General features: G+C 71.2%; 11 protein-coding genes. 7 read left to right on the forward strand and 4 right to left on the reverse strand.

Features of this window, described 5'->3' with window-relative positions:
- The 7 genes from ACIBVQ_RS04025 to ACIBVQ_RS04055 all read left to right on the forward strand — a co-directional run bounded on the left by ACIBVQ_RS04025 (position 1) and on the right by ACIBVQ_RS04055 (position 8,935).
- Entirely contained in the window at positions 1 to 1,656 is a 1,656-nt protein-coding gene (locus tag ACIBVQ_RS04025) for an ABC transporter ATP-binding protein (RefSeq protein ID WP_399175441.1), read from the forward strand.
- On the forward strand, positions 1,649 to 3,325 hold the full coding sequence (locus ACIBVQ_RS04030) for an ABC transporter ATP-binding protein (RefSeq protein ID WP_399175443.1): 1,677 nt from the start codon (positions 1,649 to 1,651) through the stop codon (positions 3,323 to 3,325). Before ACIBVQ_RS04025 ends, ACIBVQ_RS04030 begins: the two co-directional genes overlap by 8 nt.
- A gap of 109 nt (positions 3,326 to 3,434) precedes the next feature.
- Positions 3,435 to 4,403 (forward strand): ABC transporter substrate-binding protein, encoded by a 969-nt coding sequence (locus ACIBVQ_RS04035; protein ID WP_399175445.1) that lies wholly within the window; start codon positions 3,435 to 3,437, stop codon positions 4,401 to 4,403.
- Positions 4,404 to 4,514: 111 nt separating this feature from the next.
- Entirely contained in the window at positions 4,515 to 5,579 is a 1,065-nt protein-coding gene (locus ACIBVQ_RS04040) for a FecCD family ABC transporter permease (protein WP_399175447.1), read from the forward strand.
- Entirely contained in the window at positions 5,576 to 6,631 is a 1,056-nt protein-coding gene (locus tag ACIBVQ_RS04045; RefSeq protein ID WP_352009156.1) for an iron chelate uptake ABC transporter family permease subunit, read from the forward strand. Before ACIBVQ_RS04040 ends, ACIBVQ_RS04045 begins: the two co-directional genes overlap by 4 nt.
- A 329-nt stretch (positions 6,632 to 6,960) precedes the next feature.
- Positions 6,961 to 8,145, forward strand: a complete 1,185-nt coding sequence (locus tag ACIBVQ_RS04050) for an RNA-guided endonuclease InsQ/TnpB family protein (protein WP_399175450.1) — start codon at positions 6,961 to 6,963, stop codon at positions 8,143 to 8,145.
- Positions 8,146 to 8,314: 169 nt separating this feature from the next.
- On the forward strand, positions 8,315 to 8,935 hold the full coding sequence (locus ACIBVQ_RS04055; RefSeq protein ID WP_399175452.1) for a methyltransferase domain-containing protein: 621 nt from the start codon (positions 8,315 to 8,317) through the stop codon (positions 8,933 to 8,935).
- Positions 8,936 to 8,974: 39 nt separating this feature from the next.
- Here the strand turns inward: ACIBVQ_RS04055 and ACIBVQ_RS04060 are convergent, their stop codons facing one another.
- From ACIBVQ_RS04060 to ACIBVQ_RS04075, 4 genes are read right to left on the reverse strand one after another with little or no spacing between them, the layout of a single operon-like run.
- Positions 8,975 to 10,006, reverse strand: coding sequence for a carbohydrate ABC transporter permease (locus ACIBVQ_RS04060; RefSeq protein ID WP_399175454.1), 1,032 nt, complete (start codon positions 10,004 to 10,006; stop codon positions 8,975 to 8,977).
- A gap of 4 nt (positions 10,007 to 10,010) precedes the next feature.
- The gene (locus ACIBVQ_RS04065) at positions 10,011 to 10,925 is read right to left on the reverse strand and encodes a carbohydrate ABC transporter permease (protein ID WP_399175456.1); all 915 of its coding nucleotides are present in this window, start codon (positions 10,923 to 10,925) and stop codon (positions 10,011 to 10,013) included.
- Positions 10,922 to 12,295, reverse strand: a complete 1,374-nt coding sequence (locus ACIBVQ_RS04070; RefSeq protein ID WP_399175458.1) for an ABC transporter substrate-binding protein — start codon at positions 12,293 to 12,295, stop codon at positions 10,922 to 10,924. Before ACIBVQ_RS04070 ends, ACIBVQ_RS04065 begins: the two co-directional genes overlap by 4 nt.
- A gap of 10 nt (positions 12,296 to 12,305) precedes the next feature.
- Positions 12,306 to 13,064: a GntR family transcriptional regulator gene (locus tag ACIBVQ_RS04075; protein WP_399175460.1), complete on the reverse strand. Its 759-nt coding sequence runs from the start codon at positions 13,062 to 13,064 to the stop codon at positions 12,306 to 12,308.
- Between the last annotated feature and the right edge of the window lie 37 nt (positions 13,065 to 13,101).

Here is a 13,101-nt window from a genome sequence, read left to right on the forward strand (position 1 = left end):
TTGCCGCTCTCCGATCCCTCCTCACCCCGGCCACCCCGGCCCTCCTCGCTGCTGCGCCAGTGCCTGCTGGCGCAGCGGCGCACCCTGGCCGCCGCCGTCGTCTCGGCCGTCGTCAGGCAGGTCGCGCTGCTGGCCATCCCCTGGTGCGTGCAGCGCGCCGTCGACGACGGCATCTCCCGCTCCGACGTCGGTACCACGATCACCTGGGCGCTGGCCGTCCTGGCCGCCGCCGCGGTCCAGTGGGCCGGGCTCGCCGGCTGGCAGTGGTGGGCGAACCTGGCCGACGCCCGGGCGGGCGTCACGCTGCGGCACCGCCTGGTCCGGCACGTCGCCGCGCTCGGCGACGACGACCTGGCCGGGCGGGGCGGCCGGGGCGACCTGGCCATGAGCGTGACCCGGGACGTGGACCTGGTGCGCATCTGGGTGCACGGCCTGACCACCTGGGCGGTCATCGCCACCACGTTCGCGGTCGTGCTGCCCGCCCTGGCCACGCTCGAACCCGTCCTGCTCTACGTGACGCTCGCCATGATCCCGCCGCTGATCCTGGTCAACGTGGTGTTCTCCCGCAGGTTCGAGCCCGCGCTCGCCGAGTTGTCCGACGCGCACGCCGCCCGCGCCGACGCCGTCGCGGACCTGCTGACCGTCGGCGGCGCGCTGCGCGGCCTCGGCGGCGCCGACGTCCTGCTCGGCAGGCACCGCGCGCACAGCGCCCGCGTCACGGAGACGACCATGCGCGCCGCCCGGATCTCGGCGACCTGGTCGGCGCTCGGGCCGATGATCCCCCGCCTGGCGGTGGTCGCCGGGATCGGCTTCGGCGGCATGGCGGTGCTCGCCGGAGACCTCACCGTCGGCGGCCTCGTCGCGTTCACCACGTGGATGGTCACACTCACCCTGGCCGTCGGCGTGGCCGTCGAACGCTTCGCCGACCGGGGCCAGGCCGTCGTCGCCGCCCGCCGCATCGCCGAGGTCCTCGCGCTGCGCCCGGCGCTCGACCGGCCGGCCGACCCCCTCCCGCTGCCCGCGGACGCCGTCCTCGCCTGCGAGGACGTGACGGTCGTCCGCGACGGGCGGCGGGTGCTCGGCCCGCTGTCGCTTTCGGTGAAGCCGGGGGAGCTGCTGGCCGTGACCGGGCCGAGCGGCTCGGGCAAGTCGACGCTGCTGCGGCTGCTGTGCCGTCGCGCCGACCCCTCGGAGGGGACCGTCTCCTACGGCGGCCTCGACCTGCGCGCCGCCGACCCCGACGAGGTGGCGGCGAGCCTGGTCCTGGTCTCCCAGCGGCCCGTGCTGGTCTCCGGGACCGTCGCCGACAACCTGAGGCTCGGCCGTGACCTGGACGAGGACGACCTGCGTGCCGCCTGCCACACCGCGGCCATCGACCTGCCCCTCGACGCGGAGGTCGGCGAGCGTGGCGGGGCCCTGTCCGGCGGCCAGGTGAAACGGCTCGCCCTCGCCCGCGCCCTGCTCGGCCGACCGGCCGTGCTGCTGCTCGACGACGTCACCTCCGCCCTCGACGAGACGACGGAGGCGCACGTCCTGGACCGGCTGCGCCGCTGGTCGCCGCGGACCGCCGTCGTCTTCGTGACCCACAGGGCCGCGGTCGCGGACGCCGCCGACCGTGTGCTCGACCTCACCGGAGCGGAGGTCTCCCATGGCTGAGGTCGTCATGCTGTCCGACGAGCCGTCCACCAGGAGGCTGCTGCGCCGCGCCTGGCCGTACCTGCGGCCGCACTCGGGCAGGATCCTGCTCGCGCTGCTGCTCAGCCTGGCCGAGAGCGCCGCGCTGGTCGCCCTGGCGCCGTTCATCGGCCTGGCCGTCGAGGCGCTGACCGAAGGCGACCGCGACCGGCTGCTCACGGCCGTTGCTCTGCTGGCCGGGCTCGTCGTCGCGCAGGCGCTGCTGGCCAGGTTCGCCGCGACCACCCTGGCCGACGCGGGAGAGCGGGTCGCCAGGGAACTGCGCGAACGCGCCGCGGAACGGCTCGCCGGGGCGCCGCTGCGCTTCATCGAGGCGCACCGCGACGGCTCGCTGCTGCAGCGCGCCACCGGGGAGATCGCCGAGCTGGCCATGTTCGTCCGCACCGCGCTGCCGAACCTGCTCGGCGTCACCGCGACGCTGGCCTTCACCGCCGTCGTGCTGCTCGGCTACTCCTGGCCGCTGACCCTCGTGGTCGTCGCGGTCTTCCTGCCCCCGGCGCTGCTGATCACCCGCTGGTTCGCCAAGGACGCCGGTTCCGCGTTCGGCGCGCACGCCGGGGCGGAGGCGACCATGGCGGGCACCTTCGCCGAGACCCTCGACGCGCGTGAGGAACTGCGCTCCGCGGGCGGCATGCCCGCCTGGCTGGCCCGTTTCGACCGGGACAACCTGGCCGCCCTCCTCACCCAGCGCCGCACGGTCGTGGTGGAGAACAGGATCGGCGCGATCACCCTGGTCGAGGGGGCGGCGATGGCCGTGCTCCTGGGCTTCGGTGCCTGGCTGGCCGCCGGAGGGCATCTGAGCGTCTCCACTGCGGTCGTCTTCGTGCTGGCCGGGCGCAACCTGTTCGAGGGGTTCGGCGACCTGTCCCAGCTCGCGGGGGAGATGCAGACCGTGAGGGCCGGGCTGGCCCGGCTGCTCGACCTGCTGTCGGCGGGCGCCCCGGAACCGGGCGGGGACCGGCCGCTGCCCGCCAGGGGAGAGCTGCTGGCCGAGGAGGTCACCTTCCGCTACGAGGACGAGACCGAGGTGCTGCGCGGGGTCTCGGTGCGTTTCGCCGAGAACGCCCACGCCGGGCTCGTCGGGGAGACCGGATCGGGCAAGACGACCCTGTCCAAGCTCCTCAGCGGCCTCTACCGGCCCGACTCGGGGCGGGTCACCTTCGGCGGCGTCGATCTCGGCGAGGCCTCGCCGGAGGAGGTGCGCAGACGCATCGCCCTCGTGCCGCAGGAGGTCCACATGGTCTCCGGCTCGGTCGCCGACAACCTCGCCCTCGCCAGGGGCGAGCCGGGACGCGCCGAGATGGAGGCGGCCTTCGAGACCCTGGGGATCGGCGCGTTCCTCCGAGGTCTGCCCCGGGGACTGGACACCCCCGCCGGGGACCTGTCGGCGGGGGAGAGGCAGATCCTCGGGCTGGTCAGGGCCGTGCTCGCCGACCCGGCCGTGCTCATCCTCGACGAGGCGACCGCCGACGTCGACCCGGTCACCGCCCGCAGCCTGGAGACGGCGCTCGCCCGGCTGCGCGACGAGCGCGCGCTCATCGTCATCGCCCACCGTCCCGCGACCATCGAGCTGCTGCCACGGCTGGTCGGGCTGCGCGCGGGCGCGCTCGACCCCCGGTACGAGAACTGACCGGGGCCGCCCGTGCCCGGGTGACGGGGGGCCCCGACTTGACGTGAAGGAAACCTGACTCTTTACTTAGGTTTGCCTTACCTAACAATAGTGATCCAGGAGACGCGGGATGCATCTCACCAGGGCCGTTCTCGGCCTCCTCACCGCCGGGCTGGTCGCCCTGACCACCGCGTGCGGTCCCTCCTCGGCCCCCTCCGCGGGCTCGGCGAGCGACCCCTCAGGGGCACCCGCCGCCACCAGGACCGTCCAGACCGTCCACGGCGCCGTTCAGGTCCCCACCGAGCCCAGGAGAGTCGTCTCCCTGCTCAACACCACCGCGGCCGTCCTCGAACTGGGCATCACCCCCATCGCGGTCCTCCAGGAGGCCGAGAGCGACTACTCGCCCGAGGACTGGGCGAAGGTCAAGACCATCCCCGTCGTCGGGACCGACGAGACGTCGATCAACTACGAGCAGCTCGCCCAGCTCCAGCCCGACCTCATCGTCAGCACCCAGCGCAGGGAGGAGGACTTCGGCTACGACAAGCTCAGCGCCATCGCGCCGACCGCCTTCTTCGTGACGGAGAACCCGGCCGACGTCCGCAAGGCCCTGCCCGAGATCGCCGACGCGCTGGGTAAGAAGGACGCGATGGCCGGGAAGATCGCCGAGTACGAGACGAAGATCGCCGAGATCAAGTCCAAGTACTCCGCCGTCCTGGAGAAGACCACCTGGGACTACGTCGAGGGCGGCCCCGAGGGCTTCGTCGCCAACTCCCCGGTCTCCTGGCCCGGCCTGTTCATGGAGGAGACCGGCCTGAAGTTCTCCAAGGTCGCGACCGACGAGCGCGCCAACCGAGGCGTCCGGCTCTCCTACGAGCAGATCTCCCGCTTCAAGGACACCTCCGTCCTGCTGTACGGCGCGCAGCCCGACGGCGGCGTCGACCCCGCGACGCAGAAGCTGCTCGACCAGGGATCGTGGAAGCTGCTGCCCGCCGCGAAGGAGGGGCACGTCTACCCGATCAAGTACGGCTACCAGTACAGCTACAAGGGCGTCCTGGAGATCGTCGGCCAGCTCGAAGCCATCCTCGCCAAGCTCGCCTAGGCGACCGTCAGTTCACAAGGACGTTCACCGGAGCGTTCACAAGGAGGAAGAGGACCGAGTGGACCTCCCCTTACCATCGGTGACCCGCACCGCGTCCGCGAAGGCGCCGTCATGACCGCCGGGGAGGGCGTCGGACTCCTGGCGCCCCCGCCGGTCAGGCCGAAGGGAGGCCGGGCGCGCGGCACGGCGCTGCGCTCCGCGGGCGCGCTGCTGGCCTTCCTGCTGCTGGTCCTGGCGGTGCTCGCGAGCCTGGCCATCGGCTCGAAGGCCATCCCGGCCGGAGACGTCGTCAGGCTCCTGCTGCACCCGGACAACTCGGATGCGGCCCACGTCATCCACGACCTGCGCGTCCCCAGGACCCTGCTCGGGATCGGGGTGGGCGCCTCCCTGGCCCTGGCGGGCGCGCTCATGCAGGCGCTGACCCGCAACCCGCTGGCCGACCCCGGCATCCTGGGCGTCGAGGCGGGCGCGGTCATCGCCATCGCGGCGGCCGTCGGCCTGTTCGGGCTGCAGGACCTGGGGGGCCTCGTCTGGTTCTCCTTCGCGGGCTCGGCCGCCGCCGCGGTCGTCGTCTACCTCATCGGCTCAAGCGGGCGCTCCGGCGCCACCCCCGTACGGCTCGCCCTGGCCGGGACGGCGGTCAGCGCCGCCCTGGCCTCGGCGACCCAGGCGATCGCGCTGACCGACCCCGAGGCCTTCAAGCAGTACCGCTACTGGGGGACCGGAGCCCTCAGCGGCCACGACATGACGGTCGTGACCAGGACGGTCCCCTTCATGGTCGTCGGCCTGATCGTGGCGATGTCGCTGGGCAACTCCCTGAACGCGCTCGCGCTCGGCGACGACGCGGGACGCGCCCTGGGAGTACGGCCGGGCCGTACCCGGGTGCTCGGTGTCATCGCCGTCACCCTGCTGTGCGGCGCGGCGACCGCGGCCGTCGGGCCCATCGGGTTCGTCGGCCTGGTCGTGGCGCAGGCCGCCCGGCTGGCGGTCGGCCAGGACAACCGCTGGGTGCTGCTGTACTCGGTGCTGCTCGGCCCCGTGCTGCTGCTGGTGTCCGACATCGTGGGCCGTCTGGTGCTGTGGCCCGCGGAGCTGGAGGCCGGGGTGGTCACCGCCTTCGTCGGCATGCCGGTCTTTCTCGCCCTCGTCCGCCGCAGGAGGATCGCCCAGCTGTGAACGCGCTCAACACCACGAAGCGCCCCGGGTTCACGGTCACCCTCCCCGGGCGTCGCGCCTCCTTCCGCGTCGGCCTCCGGGTCGTGCTGACCGGGGCCGTGCTCGCGGCGGCCGTGACCACGCTGACCGTCCTGGCCATCGGGACCGGGCAGTACCCGATCGCCCCCGGAGACGTGCTGCGCGCCCTCGCGGGCAACGGCCAGCGCGCCCACATGTTCGTCGTCGAGACGCTCAGGCTGCCGCGCGTGCTGACCGGACTGCTCGTCGGCGCGGCCCTCGGCCTGGCGGGCGCGGTCTTCCAGAGCCTCACCCGCAACCCGCTGGGCAGCCCCGACATCGTCGGTTTCACCACGGGCGCCGCGACCGGCGCGCTCATCCAGATCATCGTGCTCGGCGGGGGGATGGTCGCCGTCGCGGGCGGCGCCCTGGCCGGGGGCCTGCTGACCTCCCTCGTCGTGTATCTCCTCGCCTTCAGGGACGGGGTACAGGGCTACCGGCTGATCCTGGTCGGCATCGCCGTCAACGGGGGGCTGGTGGCGACCAACATCTACCTGATCGCCCGCGCCGAGTTCGCCGACGCCCACGTCGCGGCGACCTGGATGACCGGCAACCTCAACGGGCGCGGCTGGGGCCATGTGAACCTGCTGGTCGGCACGCTCCTGGTCCTCGTCCCCGTCACGCTGGCCTTCGGCCGGCGGCTGAAGCTGATGGAACTCGGCGACGAACTGGCGACCGCCCTGGGCGTGCGGGTGGAGAGCTCCCGGCTCTGGCTCATGCTGCTCGGGGTCGCCCTCACCGCCGTGGCGACGGTCGCCTCGGGGCCCATCCCGTTCGTCGCGCTCGCCGCCCCCCAGCTGGCCCGAAGACTCGCCAGATCCGCCGCCCCCGTCCTGGTCCTGTCGGGCCTCATGGGCGCGCTGCTGCTGGTCGCCGGAGACATGGCCGCCCAGCGCCTGCTGGCCCCGACCCAGCTTCCCGTCGGGGTGATGACCGGCTCCCTCGGCGGTGTCTACCTGGTCTGGGTCCTCGTCTCCGGCTGGCGCAAACGCTGACCGCCCGGGTCTCCTGTGCGGCCCGCGCCAGGGCTGGGGGTCCGCCGCGCGGGCCGTACAGGTTCCTTCACAGAAGTCACCCGCGCGGCCGGTTCCCCGGCGCTTTCCGACATTTTCCGGTGTTTTCCGGGGGCGGATGGGAAATGTGGCCGCTCCGCGACTTCATCAGATTCTCCCGAGGGGCCGTCGCCTTCAGATGACGGGGGAATCGGGAGCGGGAGGGCCGCCAAGGCCCGAACGCGCGTTGACCCGCCTGGTCTGTTTCCTGGTTTTGTCGGTGTCGGTCGATACCGTGACGGTTTCGTTGCCGAACGTGATGGGGGTGGGGTGTGCGCAGGTCGTTTAAGTTCCTGTTGCGCCCCACCCGTCACCAGGAGATCGCGCTGGCGGCGTGCCTGGAAGACCACCGCACGCTGTACAACGCCGCTCTGGAGCACCGCCGCACCGCTTACCGCAAGGCGGGCGTCACGATCCGCTACGGCGATCAGTCGGCCGACCTGAAGCACATCCGGGCCGACGACACCGGTGGGCAGGGCCGGTGGTCGTTCTCCTCCCAGCAGGCCACCCTCCGACGGCTCGACAGGGCGTTCCGCGCGTTCTTCGACCGCGTCAAAGCGGGCCGCACGCCCGGGTTCCCGCGTTTCAAGGGTCGGGGCCGGTTCGACACGGTGGAGTGGCCCAGGGACGGTGACGGCTGCCGGTGGGACTCCCAGCCCGAACACCCCACCGCGGCGTTCGTGCGCCTTCAGGGTGTCGGGCATGTCCGGGTGCACCGGCACCGGCCGGTCAAGGGCCGCGTGAAGACGATCGGCGTCAAACGGGAGGGCGACCGCTGGTACGTGATCCTGTCGTGCGACGACGTGTCCGCCGAACCACTTCCCGCCACGGGCACGGCGGTCGGCATCGACATGGGCGTCGCCTCGCTGGTGACCACCTCCGGCGGCGAGCACGTCGCCAACCCGCGCCACCTGGCCGCGACCGCCGATCGTCTCGCGGACGCGCAGCGGGCCCTGGCCCGTAAGAAGAGAGGCTCCACGCGGCGCCGTAAGGCGGTCGCCCGTGTCGCCGCCCTGCACGGCAAGGTCCGCCGTCAGCGCCTCGACCACGGGCACAAGGCCGTGCTCGCCCTGGTCCGCGCCTATGACGTGATCGTTCACGAGGATCTGCGGATCGCGAACATGACCCGCTCGGCTGCGGGCACGGTCGAGCGGCCCGGCCGGAACATCGCCGCCAAGTCCGGGTTGAACCGGAGCATTCTGGATGCGGGGTGGGGGGTGTTCCTGACGATTCTGTCGTACAAGGCTGAGAGCGCCGGTCGAGAGCTGATCGCGGTGAACCCCGCCCACACCTCCCGCACCTGCGCCGCCTGCGGGCACCGCGCTGCGGAGAACCGCCTCACCCAAGCCGAGTTCCGATGCCGGGAGTGCGGGCATGCCGCGCACGCCGATGTGAACGCGGCGGTCAACATCTTGAGGGCAGGGCTTGCCCTTCGCCAGGCCGCGGAAGCGGTGTAGCGAGAAGCCGCTTCCTTCAGGGAACGGAGGAGTCACGAGGAAGCTGATGCGCCGGGTTACCGGCCGCCGGGTCAACCGGCAGGCGTGGCGTGTTTGGTAGGTCCCCCTACCGGCCGCGCCGGGCCCGACGGTCCGGCGCGGTCCCCGGCCCGGCTTACAGGAGGCGCGCGTGACACATGCGGATGAGACGCTGGCGGCGTACGAGGGCATCGCGCCCCGCTATGACGAGTTGAACGCGCGGACCGACACCGTCGACCTGGTGGAGCGCTACGTCGAGCTGGTCGACCGGTACGGCCAGGGCGGACGGCGGCTGCTGGACGCGGGCTGCGGAACCGGTCGCAGCAGTGTGGCCTTCCGCGAGCGGGGCTTCGAGGTGACCGGCTACGATCTGTCCCCGGCGATGGCGGCCGCGCGCGACCAGCTCACCGAGGGCGGGGTGCTGGTCTTCGACATGAACACCGTCGGTTACTACCGGCGTGTGTTCGGCGCCCCCACGGTCGTCGACCGGGGGGACCGGTACGTGGCGTGGTTCGCGGAGTCCCCGCCCATCGAGGCCGACGCGGTGGTGGTCACCCGGTTCGACCTGTTCGAGCGGTCGGGGACGACCTGGCGGCGGGTCTCGATGCGGCACGTGCAGCGGCACCACTCCGACCGGACGGTACGCCGGGCGGCCGAACGGGCCGGGCTGCGCGTCGTCGCCACCCGGGGACTGGTGGAGACCTCGGCGCGGGAACCGGCCGACGAGGAGAGCCACGACCGGATCCTGTACGCGGCCCGCCGTCTCGGCTGAACCCCGCCGACCCGCCTCCCCGGCCCTCGGCCGCCACGGTCACTTCTCCACTCCGGTGCTCATGATGCCGCGCACGAACGTGCGCTGGAAACAGATGAAGAGGATCACCGGAACGGCGATCGTCATCATGGCGCCGGCCTGGATGTAGGCGGGTTTCGTCGAGTACAGGCCGTTGAAGACGGCCAGGCCCACCTGCAGCGGCTGGAGCTCGGGCCGCCCGGAAAGGTAGACGAGCGGGGTGAAGTAGTCGTTCCAGGTGTAGACGAAGTTGAACAGGATGACGGCGGTGATCGCCGGCCACGCCTGCGGCACGATCACCGAACGCAGCGTGCGCAGCGGTCCGGCACCGTCGATCGAGGCCGCCTCGTCCATCTCGCGCGGGATGGTCAGGAAGTACTGCCTCAGCAGGAAGACGCTGTAGGCGTTGGCGAAGAAGGTCGGTACGAGCAGCGGCAGCCAGGTGCCGACCCAGCCGATCTGCACGAAGATGGTGTATGTCGGGATCAGCGTCACCGCGGTGGGCAGGAAGATCGTGGCGATGAGCAGGGTGAACAGCGGCCCGCGGCCGGGGAAGCGGAACCGGGCGAAGCCGTAGGCGACCAGCGTGCACGACAGGACGGTCCCGATCGTGCTGATCACCGCCAGCGTGATGGTGTTGAGCAGCAGCCGGGGGAAGTCGATCAGCCTCCAGACCGCGGCGTAGTTCGACCACTGCGGCGCCAGGACCCAGCTGGGTTTCAGGGTGCGCCAGGAGCCGCGCCAGACGACGGTTCCCCTCTCGGGAGCCGCCGGGTCGAGGAACTCGCTCTCGGCGCGACCCTTCTTCACCAGGGCGAGTTCGCGGACCGTGCCGTCGAGCGGCACCCGGTACACGTCGTACTGCCGGCCCTCATGGGTGAAGGTGCGCGGGTCGGACGGCAGCAGCGGCGCGTGCGCCTGGCTGACCTGCCGTTCGCTCTTCAGCGACGACAGCGTCATCTGGACGAGAGGCGACAGGAACGCCACGACGATGCCGAACATCACGATCGTCATCAGCGCCGTCCGGATGCGGCGGGCGGCGTACGGGGTCACCGGGTCACCTCTCACTCGTGTAGTGGACCCAGTGCCTGGACAGCCGGAACAGCACCAGGGTCACGACGAGGGTGATGACAAATAGCAGCCACGCCAGCGTCGAGCCGTAGGACATCTCCTGATAGGTGAAGAAGGTCTGGTACAGGTAGAGGTTGAAGAAACGGGTCGCGCCGCCGGGGTCGCCGCTGCCGTCGAAGAGCACCAGCGGGATGAGGAAGTACTGCATGACCTCGACGACCGCGAGGATCATCGTGTAGAAGATCACCGGCGACATCATCGGGACCGTCACGTGCCACAGCTGGCGCCACCATCCGGCACCGTCGAGCCGCGCGGCGTCGTACAACTCGGTGGGGATGCCGCGCAGCCCCGCCAGGTTGATGATGATGCCCGAGCCGAGCCCCCACAGGCCGATCATGACGAGCCCGGGGATCACCCAGCTGGGGTCGCTCAGCCAGCTCGGTGCGTCGCCGACGCCGAGCACGCGCAGCGCGGTGTTGATCCATCCGTCGTCGACCAGCATGTTCTGCCAGATCAGCGCGCTGGCCACGAACGGCACGACGTACGGCATGAACAACAGCACCCGCAACAGCCCGGTGCCGCGCACGTACCTGCTGTTGACCGCGACCGCGAGCAGGAACGGCAGGACGACGACCAGCGGCAGCCAGAGCAGGGCGAAGCGGGCGGTCACCCACAGCGAGGCCCACGCCTGCTGGTCGGCGAAGAGCCGCTGGTAGTTCGCCAGGCCGACGAACATGAGCGGCTCCCGCTCGGTCAGCGAGATGTTGAGGAAGGTGAAGACGAACGTGGCCGCCATCGGGACCGCCGTGAACGCGAGGAACCCGATGATCCACGGAAGGACGAACAGGAGCCCGTACCGGGCCTCCCTGCGGGCCACCCAGGATGTGGTCTCGCTCCTCATGAGCGGTTCCACACGTCCTGGATCTCCTCGCGCATCGCCTTGAGCTGGGCGTTCATGTCGAGCCCGCCCTGGGTCATCCAGCGGCTCCTGTAGGTGCCGAGGATGGTGAGCGTCTGGTTGTACTTGGGCGTGTACGACTCCGAGTGGGGGTTGTCGGCGAAGGCCACGCTGTCCTTGGCGACCTGCCAGTCGACCTTGTTGGGGAACTGCCCGGCCAGCTTGGCGAAGAAGGCGTCCTGGTCGGCGGTGCGGGCGGGCATCGCGCCGTACGCGGAGAGCAGTTCCTGGGAGGCCGGGCCGACCAGGTAGCTCAGGAACTCGAAGGCCTCGGCGGGGTGCTTGCTGCCTGCCAGGATCCGGAAGGTGTCCGCGCTGGTGGGTGAGGTGGTCCTGCCCTTGTAGGAGGGCATCGCCGCCAGGTCCCAGTCGTCGCCCGCGCCTGCCACGCCGTAGGTGGACCACAGGAAGTTGACGCTCATCGCGACGTGCCCGGAGAAGAAGGCGGCGCCGTCCCCGTTGAACTGCTCGGTCTGGAAGACGGGGCCGGTCATGATGAACCGGTCCTTCCACATGCCGTCGTAGAAGAAGCGCCAGGAGTCGGCCCAGGCGTCGGGGATCTTCACGGTCTTGCCGTCGCCCGTGTCCAGTGATCCGGCGGCGAAGGCGGCGCCCTGGTAGCGCAGGTCGTCACGGGCCGGTTCGAAGCCGTACTGCACGATCTGGCCGGGGTCGAAGCCCTCCTGGGTCGCGTCCTTGCCGTTCTTGTCGACGGTGAGCTTGAGGGCCAGCTCCCTGAGCGTGTCGTAGTTCCACTCGCTCTGGCGGCCGTCGGGCCAGGTGTACTTCTCGCCGTACTTGTGCGGCGGCTCGGCCAGGCCGGCCTCCTCGAACATGTCGGCCTTGTAGTACAGGGTCGAGGGGTAGATCGCGAACGGGACGCCCTCCTGAACGGAGCCGATCCGGTAGAGGTCGGCGCTGCCCTTGGCGTAGGGGCTGAGGTCGAAGCCGCTGGACTTGATGAGCGGGGCCAGGTCGAGCCACTGGCCGTGGAAGGCGGCCGCACCGCCGACCCCCACGGGACCGGCGAGGTCGGGCACGTTGCCCGAGGCGATCTGGGTGGCGAGCGTGTCGCGGGCGGAGTCGTAGGTGACGACCTCCAGCTTGACCTTGATCCGGCGCTGGGAGGCGTTGAACCTCTCGATCACCTTCTGCTGCGCCTTGACCTGTTCGGCCTGTTCACCGGTGCCGAGGCAGCAGTACCAGCGCAGCTCGACAGCCGCGTCGTCACCGCCGGGAGGGGAGTCTGCTCCACAGGCGGCCAGCGTCGTGGCCAATAAGATCGCGGCCAGGGTGTGCCATAACCGATTCATGTGTCTCTCCCTAGGCTGGGGGGTCCGGGGGGCGGGTGATGGAGAGCTCAAAAGAGAGGCGGGCTCTGTCGCCTCTCACGTAACTGCGGGTGAACTCGATGGGCTCGTCGCCGGAGCCGAAGGCGACCCCCTCGACGAGCATGGCGGGGCGTTCCACGGGCTGGTCGAGCAGCCGCGCCTCGTGGGCGCGCAGCCGTACCGGCTCGATGACCTCGCGGGCGCGCACGATCCTGGCGCCGTAGTGCGCGCCGAGCAGGCTGTAGAGGGAGTTGCGCTCAAGATCGTGGTCGAGCAGCCCGGCGAAGCGGCCGGCCGGTAGGTAGACCTGCTCCAGGATCAACGGCTCGCCGTTGGCGATGCGCAGACGTTCGAGATAGACGACCTGCGCGCCGGGGGCCAGGGCCAGCGCGGCGGCGACCATCTCTCCCGGCATCTCGATCCCGGAGGCGACCAGTCTGGTGTCCGGGTCCAGGCCGTGCATGTTCATCAGGTCGGCGAAGCTCTGGCTGGTGCCCAGATCGACTTCGAGCCGGGAGTGCTGGACGAACGTGCCGCGCCCGCGGGTGCGCTCCAGACGGCCCTCGCGGGCCAGCTCGGCCAGGGCTCGCCGTACCGGGATGAGGCTGCATCCGTAGCGGCGGGCAAGCTCTCTCTCCGGCGGCAGACGGTCTCCCGCCTGCCATTCCCCCTCGTCGAGCGCGGCGCTCAGGTCCAGGTAGACCTGGTGGTGGAGGGGGATCGGACCGGCTTCGAGCCGATAGCGGGCCATCGGGAGTTCGCTTCCTTCCGAAATCTGCCGAGCGGTT

Source organism: Streptosporangium sp. NPDC049376, assembly GCF_044466505.1.
Lineage (GTDB): Bacteria > Actinomycetota > Actinomycetes > Streptosporangiales > Streptosporangiaceae > Streptosporangium.